Genomic DNA, 17,076 nt, shown 5'->3' on the forward strand with positions numbered 1-17,076 from the left:
ACGTGATTAAAAAGCACATACGGCCAGCACCTCAACTTCGTACTCCCACTTATGAGAAAGGCGCTGGGTGGCCCCGGGGAACAACATGATATAGGCCAAAGCGTCGTTATAATATCCCTCCGTGGACGACCAGTAAGCGGTGGTTCTTATTCGCTGACTGCCGGCTGCATCGAGGGATGGGTTGACTATATAATTCCAATTTTCGGCTTGAGAGTAAGTGTAATTATAATGCCGTTTGATGTCATCCACATCCTTATAGCAGAGTATATGCAGTTCCTTTACCGAAGGGAGGAACCATCCGGTGCTGTTCTTCGGTGCAGGGTTGGATGCGGTCAAGTTCTCCAGTTCGGCAATGGGCTTGACGATGCGGTTGCTTGTATTCTTGTAAAATTCATTGTAGGCCCGCATTACTTTCGTGTTTTGATAGCCCAGAATTCGGTTAATGGGGTCGAAATACATCGTACTGCTGCGAATAGACACATAATCCGCCTTGTTGGCAGGGTTGAAATTTTCGGAGTCTTGAAAATTCACCGAAATATGCTCATACGCTTTTTGATAGCCCACCAATATCTGGTGGGTCACCTTGGAAACGGCCAGTCCGTGGGTGCAGTTGGGAAAATCCTTTGCCATAACCTTGTCATCGGTCAGGGAGGCGGGAGTTTTTCTGCCTGTGGGGTCGGTATCTTTCGGTGTCCAAAAGACGACACCTACAACATTCTTGCCCGCTATGGGTTGCGGCTTCGGGCTGGCGATGACCGGTGCTCGTCCATCGGTATAACGCTTGCGCAGTCCGCCGTCGGAGGTGGTTCCGTCCGAATAAATGTAGTCTCCCGCTTTCGCTTCATCGGCGGTGTAAACAATCGGCTTGACCACCGCCACGTTCTCCTCGCCGGCTGTGTTCCAAGTGCCGCCTGTCATCGCCTGTACGTCAATCCCGTTTGCTTTCACGGTGATCGTGTATGCGTATCGCTTGCCCGCTTCGAGCTTGCCCACGGCTTCCGTTTCGGGCGTATAGGCAAAGGTTCTTCCACCGATACCTATCCGGATAAACGGCTTGCCCGTCATATCTTGCGGCACCACCACCGCCTCGAATTTCTTCGCTGCGGCATCGTGATAGAGTTCGATCTCGCCGTATGAACCTTCCACGGGTTGCACGGTGCCGTTGATGAAGTTGACTTCCTGTACACCGTAAATGTTAACCGTTGCGCCATCCACCTCCTCTTCCGCGATGCCTTCGCCCGCCGCCAGTGTGAACTCGATTTTTGCCATCCGGTGATTGAAACGGAGGTAGATCTCTTGGTCATAACGTCCCCGCGTGGTGGCGTACAGAAAATCGAAGGCGGCATACCCGCCACTCTGGTCGGCAATGTCGACATACGGGTTGATCTGATAAGGATACCATGCCTGAACGCTAGCCTCGGCGGTACTTTGCCAGTAGATGGTGTTTTCGGCATCTGCTGGCTGCGTCTTGCCCGAGGCGTCCATCACGTATTTCTTGGCATCGGGCATCTCACCCAACAGCACCCCGATTTCATCACCGCCCGTCCACGTATCCTTGCCTCCGGCGCGGGTTTGCGGCTGTGCCAGCTCCGCCGTCAGTTGTAACGGGTACTTGCCGTCGGGCAGGGGCGTAACGCCTCCCGTCTCCTCTTGGTTACAAGAGGCAAGCAGCAGGAGCAACGCGGCTTGCAAAAGTAGGTATATGCTTTGTATCTTCATATTCATGTTCTTAATGGATAAATGGATTAAATAGGTCAGAAAGCAAGGACAGGCCGCACGCCGATGCTGCTCTCCTCCTTCTCCTCGGAGATGCAATGCACATAGCCAGAGGACTCCATGAACCAGCACTGTGCTTTGTTGACAGAGTACTCCGAAGACACCCAAAAACAACTGCTGACAAATTTATCCTTGTTGCCGTTGGCGATTTTTTCCATCCAAACGTTCAAGCGGCGGGGACCATCGCCTTGATTGGACCATGAAAAGATAGTATTGCCGGTATCTGTCGAGCCTTGTTCGGTGGGATCTGCCAGAGCTGCATAACCGCCCAAATTCTGAAGGATATCCCAGCACTGGCCGGTGGAAGCAAGAAACCAGCCTGTGGTATGGTCAGGGGCTTCATGTCCACTGCCGTCGGCATTCCATTTGGCGACGGCCTCGAAAGCGGGATATGACGAAAGTTTGCCGTTCTTTTCCGCGTAGTCGATGACCGTTCTGTAGTTGTACAGGCCGCTGATGTCATTGTAGTTATCGGACTTAGACTCGCAGTTTTTCAAACCTTCAAACTCATGTGTCTCAGAGCTCCATTGGGCACTCGCTGCGGCATTCCTTACGGACATCACAAGACCATGTACATTGCTTTCGCCCAAGGCTCTCTTCTCGGCTTCACCGATACGCCCGGATGCAGTCTGGAAGACGATGCCGATGACCTTGGCTGCCTGTACCTCGGACTGTTCGGCGTCTTTAGACAGCAGTCGGCCGTCGGCGAGAAAGAAATCACCGATCTGCAAATGGTGCGACTGAGGTGTTGCCCTTTCACTGTCCACCTTATAAGTCTTGCTGATGCCGGAACCAAGTTCACCCGCCGCAAATTCAATGGCAAACCCGCGCTCCTTTCCGTCATCGTAAGAGCCGATGAGTTTGGTAGCATTTGCCGGATGCACTACATAGCGATAGACACCGCCGGGAAGAGCGTATGGCAGATTCTCGGTTTGGAAGCGGGCAGGAATCCTGACAGTATAGGCAGGGATGGCGGGGGTATTCGTAAACTCATAAACCGTTGCAGGCATCTCGATGACGGCGAGAGCCATGCGGTGGGTCATGGAGAAAGATAGCCGAAGCGTGTTGTTTGTACCTTTAGCGGCGGTTCCCTTGGCGGTCATCAGGTCGCTCTTCGTGTAGTTGGCGTATGTGCTTTGGTCTTTTTGCGGCTGCCACGAGGCGATGAGCGGGGCGAAGAACTCCGCGTCGGTCGGTGCGTTGCCCGTAAGGGTTGCGGTCTTGTCGGTCATGTCCGTCTGATAGGGATAGTAGAGATAATAGTGTTCATCCGATAGTCCGCCGGAAAGCGTCGTGCCCTCCTCGGTCTTCCAGACGAGATCGCCCGTGGCGGCATCCCTTTCGGCCGTCAGTTTCTCGTTGGAATAAACCGGCTTTCCGCCACGCACCACGAAGAGGCCGCAGGCATCGCCTTCGGTGAATTCGGTGGTATAACCGTTTTCCACGGCACGGGAGGCCGGATCATTTGTTGCATTGCAGGCATCGGCGGATACATAGCCCCCGTCGGTGATGGAGATGGAGACGGGTTGTCCCGGCTCTGTACCGTCAGGCGACACCGGCTCGTTCTTGCTGCACGAGATGACGACAAGAACGAGGACTGTCAGATGTAAGGTTCGGTATATATTGTATAGTTTCATATTTCCAATGAATGTAAAAAAGTCGTGTGGTTTCGCTGCAATAGATTAAATTAGGTGAATAGTCAAAAAGCAAGGACGGGACGCACGAATATTGTTGATAGTCCGTTATTCTTAAAAGTCTTATAGCAGAACACGGTGCCTGAGGAGTACACCCACCATGTCGACGTGTCGTAGTCACCGTATTGAGATGATGTCCATAACTGGTCGATCTCGCGGAATAAACTTTTGCTTTTATCGGCGATATGTATCATCCAGTTATTCAGAGTGGCGGGGACATCGCCTTGCTTATCCCACTTCATGCTAATATTGGGGGTTCCCGAGGTTTGCTCATCCAATCGTGCCAACGCCGGACAACCGCCCAGATTTTGCATAATGTCCCACAATTGACCGGAGGAAGGAAGAAACCAGCCGGTAGTGTTCTCAGGCGCTTTGTGTTCACTATCCGAAGCATTCCAGTCGTCGGCTGCCTTAAAGGCAGGATGGTTGATAAAATGACTATAATAGTTACGGATAAACTCGCAGTTGCCATAGCCGCTGATGTCGTCGTAGTTTTTCTTCTTGGAATCACATTTCGTCATAACCTCAGCATAATTGGGTCCCCACGTTGTAACTCCGGAGATACTTTTCACGGCCATCACAAGACCATGCACATTCCCTTCGCCCAATTTAGACTTCTCGGCTGTGCCGATACGGTTCGGGTCGGTCTGGAAAACGATGCCGATGACCGTCCTGCTTGCACCGCTCTCCGTGTTGAGCATCGGAGCGGGCTTGGGAGTTGCTATCTCCATACTGCCGTCAGAATAGATTCTGCGTAGGCCTCCATCGCTCCAAGTCCCATCGGAGTAATAGTAGTCACCGATTTTAAGTTCATCACTTGTGAAACTCTGCTTCACTTCTTTGGAGGAGACATTCACGTTCTCGTTGCTGATACTCCAAGTGCCGCTGCTCACCGCCTGCACGTCTATTCCGCCTGCTTTCACGGTGATGGTGTAAGCGTACCGCTTGCCCGCTTCGAGCTTGCCTACGGCATCCGTATCGGGGGTATATGTGAAGGTTTTACCACCGATGCCTATCTCAATGAGCACTTTGCCCGTCGTATTCTGCGGTGCCATCACTGCTTCGAATTTCTTCGTTGCACCATCGTGATACGGTTTTATCTCACCGTATGTACTTTCCTTCGGATTCACGCTACCGTCGATGAATTTGACTTCCCATACACCGTAGATTTTAACCGTTGCGCCATCCAGTTCCTCTTCCGTGATATCGTCACCGGCAGCGAGCGTGACTTCGACTTTCGCCATGCGGTGGTTGAAACGAAGGTTGATGGCTTGGTCATAACGCCCTCTGGCAGTGGCGTACAGGAGGTCGAAGTCTGCATACCCACCACTTTGGTCGGAGATGTTGACAGGCGAGTCGGTCCTATAAGGATACCATGCCTGAACGCTAGCCTCGGCGGTATTCTTCCAGTAGATGGTATTCCCGGCATCTGCCGGTTCCGCCTTGCCGGAAGCGTCCATCACATACTTCTTGGCATCAGTCATGCCGTCCAACAGTACTCCGATCTCCTCTCCGCCCGTCCACGTGTCCTTGCCTCCGGTGCGGGTCTGCGGCTGTGCCTGCTCCACCGTCAGTTGTAACGGGTACTTGCCGTCGGGCAGGGGCGTAACGCCTCCCGTCTCCTCTTGACTACAAGAAGCAAACAGCAGAAGCAGGGCGGCTTGCAGGAATGTGTATATACCTTGTATCTTCATATTCTTGTTTTCAAATAAAATGTGTTGAATAGGCAGATGGATCAGAAAGCCAGAATAGAACGTACATAGCAATCATTACTTCCCTTCTCACCGCCATCTATGGTCCAAATAGTATACGTGAAGGATACGTAGAGTGCCTCGTAATTTGGAGCGCCGTATTCTTCTGAAGATGACCAATATTGCCCGTGCAAAGAGTCGTACACGCTTATCTTTTCCAACACTTTACGCTGCGTGTAAAGCCGGTACATCTGCCCGATGGAGGGAAGAAACCATCCGCTGCTCTTTGCAGGGGCAGGGTGTTTGCTTTCGTAGTCCACCACGGCATACCAGATTGCGGGGTAACCTGCTTCTGTGTCCTTGTTCAGATTCTGCTCTCCACCCGCTGCATTGACTATCTTTCGAGTGTTGGTGTAACCGCTCCAATCATAATCGGGATAATCAATATTATTCGGACGTTTATTGCTACCTGGATATGTAGGATAAAGTCCAAGTTCTTTATTGTAAACACCCCACATGCAATAGATGTTAGTAGTGGTGGCATCCTGCAAAGCGACTGCATAGCCGCGACATTTTTTCTGACCAATGCCTGTAGTGGAATAGTCGGAATCATCATGTTCATGCTGACCGGCATGGAACACGATGCCGATGCACGTTTTCCCGTCTATAGGTTTTATGCTTTCGTCCCATTCAGAGGAATCATCGGTGTAGAGTTTGCGCAAGCCTCCGTCACTATACGTGCCATCCGAATAGAGGAAGTCTCCTATTTTTAGTTCATCGGCGGTGTACGTGTTCATAAGCGACACCACGTCCTCCTTGTCACCTTCGCTCCACGTGTCTCCGGTTACTGTCTGCACGTCAATTCCGTTTGCTTTCACGGTGATGGCGTAGGCGTATCGCTTGTTCGCCTCGAGATTGCCGGCGACATCCGTTTCGGGAGTATAGGCAAAGGTTTTTCCGCCGATGTCTACCCGGACAAGCGGCTTGCCCTTCATGTTTTGCGGCACCATGACTGCCTCGTATTTCTTCGTTGTGACATCGTGATACGGTGCAATCTCGCCGTCGGACTGGTCTGCCGGTTCCACCATACCACCGCTGAAGTCGGTTTCCGAGTCACCGAAAAAGGTAACGGTCGCACCCGTTATCTCCTCCTCCGTGATGCCTTCGCCCGCCGCGAGCGTGACTTCGATTTTCGCCATACGGTGGTTGAAATTTAACGTGACGGTCTGTTTATAACGTCCCAGCGCGGAGGCGTACAAGAGGTCGAAGTCTGCATACCCGTCCCTTTGGTTGGAGATATCCACATTCGATACATTCGGAGTCCATGCCGTAACGCGTGTCTTGGTGGGATCTTGCCAGTAAATGGTATTTTCGGCGTCTGCCGGTTCCGCCTTGCCCGAGGCGTCCATCACGTATTTCTTGGGGTCGAGCATCCCCTCCAACATCACCCCGATCTCCTCGCCGCCCGTCCACGAGTCCTTACCGCCAGCGCGGGTCTGCGGCTGTGCCACCTTTGCCGTCAGTTGTAACGGGTACTTGCCATCGGGCAGGGGCGTGACACCTCCCGTTTCCTCCTTGTCGCAGGCAACGAGCAGTCCGCCTGCGAGTATCAAAACCGATAACCGGCCGCAGAGGTACGACCATAGTTTGGAAGAATCTGTTCTTTTCATATCGTCATTTGTTCTTTGTTTTATACAGTTAGAAAGCACACACGGCACGTGCCATCAAGACACCACCATCCTTGTAGCTATTTACTATAAATGCAGTGTAGGAATACATGTTATAAGCGCTAGTAGCGGAACCCTCCGAAGAAGACCAGTACGATTGGTAGTTATTGTACATTCCCACTACGTCTCCGCTGACGGCAGAGATGGAAGCATCGACGATATTTCTGGTTTCACAGTAAGAATCATTAAATGCGGATGTAATGTCATCCACATCCTTGTAGCAGAGCATGTGCAGTTCCTTTGCCGAGGGAATGTACCATCCGGTGCTGTTTGCCGGTGCCGGATTCTGTGTGATAAATGTTTTCAGGAGCTCGGCAGGAGTGACCAAGAAATCTGTTTTGCCGTTTGCCTTGCAATAATCGTTATACGCCCACAGCACTTTCGTATTTTGGTAGCCGAGAATCCGGTTGATAATTCCGAGTTTAGGGTTATGAGAAAACTCACGAATGGTCACATAGTCGACCTTGTCGACCGGATTGAAATTCGGTCCGCTTTGAAAATCCTCTACTCCGTCGCTAACGTTTTGCCACGTCATTGGGCTCGAAGAAACATTTTTAATCGACACGGCCAAGCCATGGTTACAAAAGGGGTGCTCTTTCGCCATAATCTTGTCGAAAGTCAAAGATGCCGGCGTGATTCGTCCTTCAGTATCCGTCTCGGTCGGAGTCCAGAATACAATGGCCACCACGTTTGCTTTTTGCTCATAGGTCAAGTGTACCCAATTGGGCACCAGACTGCCGTCGGCGCGCAGGTAGTCGCCTCGCTGCAACTTGTGCTCTATAGGCTTTTTAGGCCTTGTCGCACCATCCACCTTGTAGCTCTTGTAACTGCCGGAGGAAAGACCGGACGGGTTTATGGTGAACTTTTTGCTTCCGTTGTCATAACTTCCTTTGATAGTCGGTGCGGAAGTCGCGTGATTCACCAAGTAGCGGAATGTGCCATCGTTCATGCGCAGCGGCTGGGCAATGCCGGAGAATGTGGTGACGGGTGACACGATGTAATCGGGAATCCTCTTGTCGGTAAACTGATATATAATGGAAATCGGCATCTCGATGACGGTCAACGCCATGCGGTGATTCATGGTGAAAGAGAGGTGGAGGGTATTGTCCTCTCCGGTCGTTGCGGAGCCTTCGGCAGTCATCAGGTCAGAGATGGTATAGGCTGCATAGGTACTTTGATCCTCCTGCGGTTGCCACGAGGCAATGAGCGGGGCGAAGAACTCCGCGTCGGTCAAGGCAGAGCCTGTGAGAGTGGCTGTCTTTCCGCTCATATCCGCTTGATAGGGATAGTAGAGGTAGTAGTGCTCATCCGACAATCCCCCCATAAGCGGTGTCGTATTTTCAGACTTCCACACGAGGTCGCCCGTGTCGGCATCCCTCTCGGCGATCAGCTTCACGTTGGAATAGAGGGTTTGAGTGCCGCGCACCACGTATAGGCCGCAGGCATCGCCTTCGGTGAACGCTGTGGTATAGACGTTCTCCACGGCACGGGTGGTTTTGTTGTCAACAACCGATGCATACCCGCCGTCGGTAATGGAGATAGTGAGTTGCTGCACCTTGTTTTGGATGGCAGGAAACTCTTCTCGCGTACAAGCAGCAAGAAGCAGGATCAACGCAACTTGCAGTAGTGTGTATATTCCTTGTGTCTTCATATTTTTGTCCTTAAATGAAATATGTATTATTGAATAAGTAAACAGATCAGAAAGCCAGGATGGGACGCACATAGCACTCCTCTTTGTTCTTATAAGAAACATCAAGGTAGTATTTGGACAAGTCCACATGGACTACACTCCTATGCGGAGAGTAGTATAGTTCCGAAGATGACCAATATCGCCCGTTCAAAGAACTGTACACGCTTGTTTCTTCCAACAGGTTACCCTGCTTGTGAACCCGCTGCATCTGCCCGATGGAGGGAAGAAACCATCCGCTGCTCTTTGGAGGGGCAGGGGTCTTGCTTTCGTAGTCCACCACGGCATACCAGGTTGCGGGTTACCCCGCTTCTGTGTCCTTGTTCAGATTCTGCTCTCCACCCGCTGCATTGACTATTTTTTGGGTGTTGGAGTAGCCATTCCAGTCAATATCAGGATTACCGACATTATTCGTACCCGAAATATAAAGTCCAAGTTCTTTATCGTAAACACCCCACATGCAATAGATGTTAGTAGTGGTGGCATCCTGTAAGGCGACTGCATAGCCGTGACATTTCTTCTGACCGATACGTGTGGCGGAATAATCGGAAGCATCATTTTCATGGTGACCGACATAGAACACGATGGCCGTCACGCTTGCCTTCTGCTCCTCGGTGAGGGATATTTCTTTGGGCACAAGGTTTCCGTCGGCGAGGAGAAAGTCGCCAGGCTGTATGGCGTAGCTCTTCGTTAACTCCGTCAGTCCGTTCACCTTGTATTTCTTGTAATGGCCGGCAGCAAGATTCGACGGGGTTACGGAGAACTCCTTGCTGCCATCATCGTAGCTTCCCTCGATGGTCGGGAAAGATGTCGCTTGCGAGTTCACCAAATACCGGTAAGTGTCGTTGGTCACGCGCAGTGGCTGGACGGCACCCGTAAACTCTGCTTCGGTATCGGTCGTGTAATCGGGATAGTTCGTACTGGTGAATTTGTAAATGGTCTTTGGCATCTCGATGACAACCAAAGCCATTTGGTGGGTCATCGGGAAGGAGAGGTTAAGGGTGTTGTTTGCGTCTGGAGTGGCGATCCCCTCGGCCGTCATCAGGTCGGAGGCGGTATATGCCGCATGAGTACTTTGGTCGTCCTGCGGCTGCCAAGCGGAAACCAACGGGGCGAAGAACTCCGTGTCGGTCAAGGCCGAGCCTGTGAGGGTTGCAGTCTTTCCGCTCATATCCGCTTGGTAGGGATAGTAGAGGTAGTAGTGCTCATCCGACAATCCACCCATAAGCGGTGTCGTATTTTCAGACTTCCACACGAGGTCGCCCGTGGCGGCATCCTTCTCGGCGGTCAGCTTCACGTTGGAATAGAGGGTTTGAGTGCCGCGCACCACGTAGAGGCCGCAGGCATCGCCTTCGGTGAATTCGGTGGTGTAGCCGTTCTCCACCGCACGGGTAGTTTTGCCATCAGCCGGCGCGTAACCTCCGTCGGTAACGGAGATGGTGAGTTGTTGTGCCTTGTCTTGCAAATGTACGGTAGGGAACTCTTCTTGCGTGCAGGATGCGAGCAGCAAGAGCAATGCGGCTTGCAAGAGTGGGTATATGTTTTGTTTCTTCATATTCATGTTCTTAATGGATTAAACGAATCAGAAGGCAAGGACGGGACGCACATCGAGATAGTTGTACTTAGCGCGCCAGTCACATTCCACGCGACCATCGGAGAACACGCTCCAGTACCGTACGAAGCTGTCCGAGTACTCCGAAGACGACCAAATCCAGTCATTGTTTCTAAAATTATCCTTGCTGCCTGTGGCAATTTTCTCCATCCATGCGTTTAAAGCAGCGAGAACATCGCCTTGATCTGACCAAGTGAAATCACCGCTTTGCGATGAGGTTTGTTCATCCAGCTTTGCCAAAGCCGGACAACCGCCCAGATTTTGCATGATGTCCCACCACTGGCCGGAGGAAGGAAGATACCAACCGGTAGTAGTCGCAGAAACCGGGCAGGTCGTGTTGTAGCCGTCGGCAGCCTTGAAGGCGAGATAATCGTCGAAGTTGCCGCGACAGGTACGGATATGCTCGCAGTTGCCGTAGCCGCTGATGTCGTTGTAGTTATCGGCTTTCGTCTTGCATTCCGTCAGACCCTCGTCTTGACTATTAGGCCCCCATTTTTGGCTCATCGCTGCATTCTTCACGGACATGACAAGCCCATGCGCCTTGTCTTCACCGCCTAACTTATCTTTTTCCTTTGAGCCGATACGGCTTTTGTCCGTCTGGAACACGATGCCGACGACGGTTTTGCCATTCAAAGGGGCAGGCTTCTCTGCGGCTATCACCACACTGCCGTCAGTATAGAGTCTGCGCAAACCGCCATCGCTCCAAGTCCCGTCGGAATAGAAGTAATCACCGATTTTAAGTTCATCAGCCGTGAAACGCCGCTTCACTTCTTTGGAGGTGACGTTCTCCTCGCCATTTGCAACCCACGTGCCACTGCCCACCGACTGCACATTGATGCCGTTGGCTTTCACGGTGATAGTGTAGGCATACCGCTTGCCAGACTTGAGATTGCCTGCGGCATCCGTATCGGGAGTGTAGGTAAAGACATCCGAGCCGACAGCTATCCGGATGAGCGGCTTTCCCGTCATGTCCTGCGGCACAACCACCGCCTCGTATTTCTTGGTTGCGGCATCGTGATAGGGTTTTATCTCGCCGTCCGATTGGTCAGCCGCACCCACCATGCCGCAGCTGAAGTAAGCTTCCGAGTCACCGAGCAGGGTGACGGTTGCCCCTTCCACCTCCTCTTCCGTGACACCTTCGTCCGCCGCGAGCGTGATTTCCATTTTAGCCATACGGTGGTTGAAACGGAGGTTGATGGTCTGGCCATAACGTCCTACGGCACTGGCATACAGGATATCGAAAGCGGCGTACCCGCCACTTTGGTCGGAAATGTCGACATACGGGCTACCATTAATATATGGAGGAGTCCATGCCGTGATGCGAGCTTCGGCGGTGCTCTTCCAGTAGATGGTGTTCCCGTTATCCTTTGGGACGGCATTGCCCGAGGCGTCCATCACGTATGTCCTAGAGCCGAGCATGCCCTCCAGCATGACTCCGATTTCCTCGCCACCCGTCCACGTGTCCTTGCCACCGGCGCGGGTCTGCGGCTGTGCCACCTTCGCTGTCAGTTGTAACGGGTACTTGCCGTCGGGCAGGGGCGTGACGCCTCCCGTTTCCTCTTTGTCACAGGCGACAAACAGTCCGCCTGCGAGTATCAAAACCGATAACCGGCCGCAGAGGTACGACCATAGTTTGGAAGAATCTGTTTTTTTCATATCGTCATTTGTTCTTTGTTTTATGCAGTTAGAAAGCACACACGGCACGCACCGGATGTTTGTCTCCATCTTGATAAAGTGAAATCAAAAAGCAAGGACGGGACGCACACCGTTGTAGTAGCTCTTAAGGCCCCAGATACAGGACACGCGACCATCGGAGTACACGTTCCAGTACCTCGCGCAGTTGTCCGAGTACTCTGAAGACGTCCAAAACCAGTCACCGCTTCTAAAATTATCCTTGCTGTCTGTAGCAATTTTCTCCATCCATGCGTTTAAAGCAGCGGGAACATCGCCTTGACCTGACCATTTGAAATCATCGCTTTGCGATGAGGTTTGTTCATCCTGCTTTGCAAAAGCCAGACAGCCGCCAAGATTTTGCAGGATGTCCCACCACTGACCCGAGGCAGGAAGATACCAGCCGGTAGTAGTTGCGGAAACCGGGCAGGTCGTGTTATAATCATCGGCAGCCTTGAAGGCGGGATAACTGTCGAAGCCTTTACGATTGGTACGGATATGTTCGCAATTGCCGTAGCCGCTGATGTCTTTATAGTTATCGGCTTTCGTTACGCATTTCGTCAGGCCCTCATCAATAGGTGAAGGACTCCACCGCAAACCTGTCCTGGCAGTCTTCACGGACATAACCAGTCCATGCACCTTGTCTTCACCGCCCAACTTCTCTTTTTCCTTTGCACCGATACGACTCTTGTCCGTTTGGAAAACGATGCCTACTACATCGGCTGCCTGCACTACTGAGGCTTCGGCATCTTTCGGCAGCACCCGGCCGTCGGCAAGGAAGAAGTCGCCCACCTGCAAGTGATAATCTTTTTGAATCGTTGTCGCACCGTCCACTTTGTATCTCTTGTAACTGCCGCTGGAAAGACCGGACGGGGTTATGGTAAACTCCCTGTTTCCCCCGTCATAACTTCCCTCGATAGTCGGCAAGGAGTTCGGCAACAAGTAGCGGTAAGTGCCGTCGGCCATGCGCAGTGGCTTGGCGGTACCGGTGAATGTGGCTTCTGACTGCACGGTGTAGTTGGGAACCTGCACGTCGGTAAACTTATAAACGGTCTTCGGTATCTCGATGACGACCAACGATAGGGCGTGGGTCATGACGAAATCGAGCCGGACGGCACCATTGTCCAACGTGGGTGTGCAAGAGGCTGTCATCAGGTCGGAAGCGGTGTAATCCGCATACGAGCTTTGGTCGGTCTTCACCGGCCAATCATACGAAATCGGCTTAAAGAAATTCTCTTCGGGAAACTCAATTGCGTGCTCTAACAGATTGCTTATGACCGTGTTGTCCAAGTCCGATCTATAGGGGTAATAGAGGTAGTATTCCTCATCCGACAGCCCTCCCGCAAGTGTCGTACCAGCCTCGGGCTTCCAAACGAGGCTCCCCGTGGTGGCATCTCTCTCGGCGGTCAGTTTCACGTTGGAATAAATCATCTTCTTATCCGAGTATAAGCCGCGGACCATGAAGAGTCCGCAGGCATCGCCTTCGGTAAACTCGGTGGTGTAGCCGTTCTCCACGGCTCGGGTCGTTTTACCCTCAGTCGATGTATATCCCCCGTCGGTAACGGAGATGGCGAGTGGTCGCGCCACGTTGTCCTGCGCATCAGGGAACTCTGCCTGCGTGCAGGAGACAGCAAGCAGCAGGAGCAACGCGGCTTGCAGGAGAGGGTATATGTTTTGTATCTTCATATTCATGCGTGTATAGGGATTAAATGGTTCAGAAAGCAAGGACGGGGCGCACAATACGGTTGAGTTGCTTGCCATTGCGAGTGCAGCACACGGCATTCGCTTGTATCTCCCAAAACCATGTGCCCCATTTATACGAAAGGTCTTCCGAAGACGACCAAAACGTGCCAAAGCTGTCAAATTCATGTTTCCTGTTGACGGCAATTTTCTCCATCCAACGATTCAGGGCGGGAGCGCCTTGTCCCCACCTGAACCACTTGAAATATCCTGACGTTGGCAAAGTCTCGGACGAGGTTTGCTGACCTGCGTCTGCCAAATCTAAGCAACCGCCCAGATTCTGGAGAATGTCCCACCACTGCCCGGAGGCAGGAAGATACCAACCCGTGGTGGTCGCGGGGACAGGGCAGGTCGTGTTATAATCGTCGGCAGCCTTGAATGCAGGGTAATTGTCGAAGTTGCCGCGATTGGCCCGGATATGCTCGCAATTTCCGTAGCCGCCGATGTCGTTGTAGTTGTCGGTTTTCGTATTGCATTTCGTCACCCCCTCGTCCTTACTGTAAGGCCCCCAATTTTGGCCTGTTGCGGCATTCTTCACGCTCATCACCAGCCCATGCACCTTGCCTGCGCCCAGTTTGGCCTTCTCGGCAGCGCCGATGCGGCTTGGGTCCGTCTGGAACACGATGCCGACAACCTTTCTAGCAGCACCGGTATTCGGGTTGGTCAGCATGGGAGCGGGTTTCTCCGCGGCAATCTTCATACTGCCGTCTGCATAGATTTTGCGCAGACCGCCGTCGCTCCAAGTCCCGTCGGAATAGAAGTAGTCGCCGATTTTAAGCTCGTCAGCCGTGAAACTCCGTTTCACTTCTTTGGAGGAAACGCTCTCCTCGCCGCCATCTCTCCACGTGCCACTGGTCGCCGCCTGTACCTCTATTCCGTTTGCTTTCACGGTGATAGTGTAGGCATACCGCTTGCCAGACTTGAGATTGCCCGCGGCATCCGTATCGGGAGTGTAGGTAAAGACATCCGAGCCGACAGCTATCCGGATGAGCGGCTTTCCCGTCATGTACTGCGGCACAACCACCGCCTCGTATTTCTTGGTTGCGGCATCGTGATAGGGTTTTATCTCGCCGTCCGATTGGTCAGCCGCACCCACCATGCCGCAGCTGAAGTAAGCTTCCGAGTCACCGAGCAGGGTGACGGTTGCCCCTTCCACCTCCTCTTCCGTGACACCTTCGCCCGCCGCGAGCGTGATTTCCATTTTAGCCATACGGTGGTTGAAACGGAGGTTGATGGTCTGGCCATAACGTCCTACGGCACTGGCATACAGGATATCGAAAGCGGCGTACCCGCCACTTTGGTCGGAAATGTCGACATCCGGGCTACCATTAATATATGGAGGAGTCCATGCCGTGATGCGGGCTTCGTCTGTGTTTTTCCCGTAAATGGTGTTCGCGGCATCCTTTGGAACAGCGTTGCCCGAGGCATCCATCACGTATGTCTTGGGCATACCACCTATGTAGCCCTCTACCGTCACTCCGATTTCCTCGCCACCCGTCCACGTCTCCTTGCCACCGGCGCGGGTCTGCGGCTGTTGTGCCACCTCTGCTGTCAGTTGTAACGGGTACTTGCCGTCGGGCAGGGGCGTGACGCCTCCTGTTTCCTCTTTGTCACAGGCGACGAACAGTCCGCCTGCGAGTATCAAAACCGATAACCGGCTGCAGAAGTACGACCATAGTTTGGAAGAATCTGTTTTTTTCATATCGTCATTTGTTCTTTGTTTTATGCAGTTAGAAAGCACACACGGCACGCACCGGATGTTTGTCTCCATCTTGATAAAGTGAAATCAAAAAGCAAGGACGGGACGCACAACGAAGTAGCTGTAGTACTTATCGCGCCATAAACAGTACACGTAACCATAGGAGCGCACGCGCCAGCCCCGTGCATCGCCGGCCGAGCACTCCGAAGATGACCCAAAAATGTCACCGTCGCTAAAATCATTCTTGCTGTCGGCTGCAATTTTATTCATCCAGGCGTTCAAGGCAGAGGATACATCACCTTGATTACCCCATGAGAAATCACCGTAGAAATCACCGTCATCCGATGAGGTTTGTTCATCCTGCTTTGCCAAAGCCGGACAACCGCCCAGATTTTGCAGAATGTCCCACCACTGACCTGATGCAGGAAGGTACCAGCCGGTAGTAGTCGCGGGAACCGGTCTGGTCGTGTTGTAGCCGTCAGCAGCCTTGAAGACGGGATAACGGTCGAAGTTACCGCGATTGGAGCGGATATGCTCGCAATTTCCGTAACCGCTGATATCGTTGTAGTTCTGGGCTTTCATCTTGCATTTCGTCAGATCCTCGTCTGTACCAAGTGGTCCCCACCATTGGCCTGTTGCGGCATTCTTGACAGACATGACAAGACCGTGTACCTTGTCTTTGCCACCCAGCGCATTCTTCTCTGCCTGTCCGATACGACTCTTGTCCGTTTGGAACACGATACCGACGACTGTAGCCGCCTGCACCGTCGTTTCGTCCGCCTCTTTCGGAATCAGATACCCCGTCGTACCGTTATCTTTCGTGCAGTAGAAGTCTCCGATGCGAGCAATGCCCGATTCGGCATAGGTGACGTTCTTTATGGTTTCCGCCGCGCCGTCCACCTTGTATCTCTTGTATTCCCCTACGACAGGATGGGACGCGGACGTGGTGATGGTAAACTCCCTGTTCCCCTCGTCATAACTTCCCTCGATAGTCGGCAAGGAGTTCGGCAACAAGTAGCGGTAAGTGCCGTCGGCCATGCGCAGTGGCTTGGCGGTACCGGTGAACGTGGCTTCTGACTGCACGGTGTAGTCGGGAACCTGCGCGTCGGTAAACTTGTAAACGGTCTTCGGCATCTCGATGACGACCAACGATAGGGCGTGGGTCATGACGAAATCGAGCCGAAGCTTACCATTGTCCAACGTGGGAGTGCAAGAGGCTGTCATCAGGTCGGAAGCGGTGTAATCCGCATACGAGCTTTGGTCGGTCTTCACCGGCCAATCATACGAAATCGGCTTAAAGAAATTCTCTTCGGGAAACTCAATTGCGTGCTCTAACAGATTGCTTATGACCGTGTTGTCCAAGTCCGATCTATAGGGGTAATAGAGGTAGTATTCCTCATCCGACAGCCCTCCCGCAAGTGTCGTACCAGCCTCGGGCTTCCAAACGAGGCTCCCCGTGGCGACATCTCTCTCGGCGGTCAGTTTCACGTTGGAATAAATCATCTTCTTATCCGAGTATAAGCCGCGCACCACGAAGAGTCCACAGGCATCCCCCTCGGTAAACTCGGTGGTGTAGCCGTTCTCCACGGCTCGGGTCGTTTTACCCTCAGTCGATGTATATCCCCCGTCGGTAACGGAGATGGTGAGTTGCCGCGCCTTGTCTTGTGCGGCAGGGGACTTTTCCTGCGTGCAGGAGACAGCAAGCAGCAGGAGCAACGCGGCTTGCAAGAGGTGGTATATGTTTTGTATCTTCATACTCATGTTCTTAATGGATTAAAC

At 52.6% G+C, this 17,076-nt stretch carries 11 protein-coding genes and 1 pseudogene; all 12 read right to left on the reverse strand.

Annotated features, from left to right (window positions below):
• Positions 1-6: 6 nt before the first annotated feature.
• Positions 7-1,719, reverse strand: a complete 1,713-nt coding sequence (locus D8S85_RS22040) for a fimbrillin family protein (RefSeq protein WP_228423269.1) — start codon at positions 1,717-1,719, stop codon at positions 7-9.
• Positions 1,720-1,754: 35 nt separating this feature from the next.
• Complete coding sequence (locus D8S85_RS18690) at positions 1,755-3,413, reverse strand: fimbrillin family protein (protein WP_127075501.1); 1,659 nt, start codon at positions 3,411-3,413, stop codon at positions 1,755-1,757.
• Between the two features lie 62 nt (positions 3,414-3,475).
• The gene (locus D8S85_RS18695; protein WP_106481985.1) at positions 3,476-5,164 is read right to left on the reverse strand and encodes a fimbrillin family protein; all 1,689 of its coding nucleotides are present in this window, start codon (positions 5,162-5,164) and stop codon (positions 3,476-3,478) included.
• A gap of 41 nt (positions 5,165-5,205) precedes the next feature.
• On the reverse strand, positions 5,206-6,831 hold the full coding sequence (locus D8S85_RS18700; RefSeq protein ID WP_106481987.1) for a fimbrillin family protein: 1,626 nt from the start codon (positions 6,829-6,831) through the stop codon (positions 5,206-5,208).
• Between the two features lie 28 nt (positions 6,832-6,859).
• Positions 6,860-8,539: a fimbrillin family protein gene (locus D8S85_RS18705; protein ID WP_172726542.1), complete on the reverse strand. Its 1,680-nt coding sequence runs from the start codon at positions 8,537-8,539 to the stop codon at positions 6,860-6,862.
• Between the two features lie 46 nt (positions 8,540-8,585).
• Positions 8,586-8,858 (reverse strand): hypothetical protein, encoded by a 273-nt coding sequence (locus D8S85_RS22045; RefSeq protein ID WP_240648735.1) that lies wholly within the window; start codon positions 8,856-8,858, stop codon positions 8,586-8,588.
• Between the two features lie 18 nt (positions 8,859-8,876).
• Positions 8,877-10,136: a fimbrillin family protein gene (locus tag D8S85_RS18715; RefSeq protein ID WP_317128922.1), complete on the reverse strand. Its 1,260-nt coding sequence runs from the start codon at positions 10,134-10,136 to the stop codon at positions 8,877-8,879.
• Between the two features lie 21 nt (positions 10,137-10,157).
• Complete coding sequence (locus D8S85_RS18720; protein WP_127075503.1) at positions 10,158-11,843, reverse strand: fimbrillin family protein; 1,686 nt, start codon at positions 11,841-11,843, stop codon at positions 10,158-10,160.
• 84 nt (positions 11,844-11,927) lie between these two features.
• The gene (locus D8S85_RS18725) at positions 11,928-13,550 is read right to left on the reverse strand and encodes a fimbrillin family protein (RefSeq protein WP_240648736.1); all 1,623 of its coding nucleotides are present in this window, start codon (positions 13,548-13,550) and stop codon (positions 11,928-11,930) included.
• A gap of 22 nt (positions 13,551-13,572) precedes the next feature.
• Entirely contained in the window at positions 13,573-15,369 is a 1,797-nt protein-coding gene (locus D8S85_RS18730; RefSeq protein ID WP_240648743.1) for a fimbrillin family protein, read from the reverse strand.
• A 15-nt stretch (positions 15,370-15,384) separates the two neighbouring features.
• Complete coding sequence (locus tag D8S85_RS22315; protein ID WP_240648963.1) at positions 15,385-16,335, reverse strand: hypothetical protein; 951 nt, start codon at positions 16,333-16,335, stop codon at positions 15,385-15,387.
• 24 nt (positions 16,336-16,359) lie between these two features.
• Positions 16,360-17,058: pseudogene (locus tag D8S85_RS22320) on the reverse strand (fimbrillin family protein); the annotation flags it as partial.
• Between the last annotated feature and the right edge of the window lie 18 nt (positions 17,059-17,076).

The organism is Butyricimonas faecalis, assembly GCF_003991565.1.
In the GTDB taxonomy this organism is placed as follows: Bacteria; Bacteroidota; Bacteroidia; order Bacteroidales; family Marinifilaceae; genus Butyricimonas; species Butyricimonas faecalis.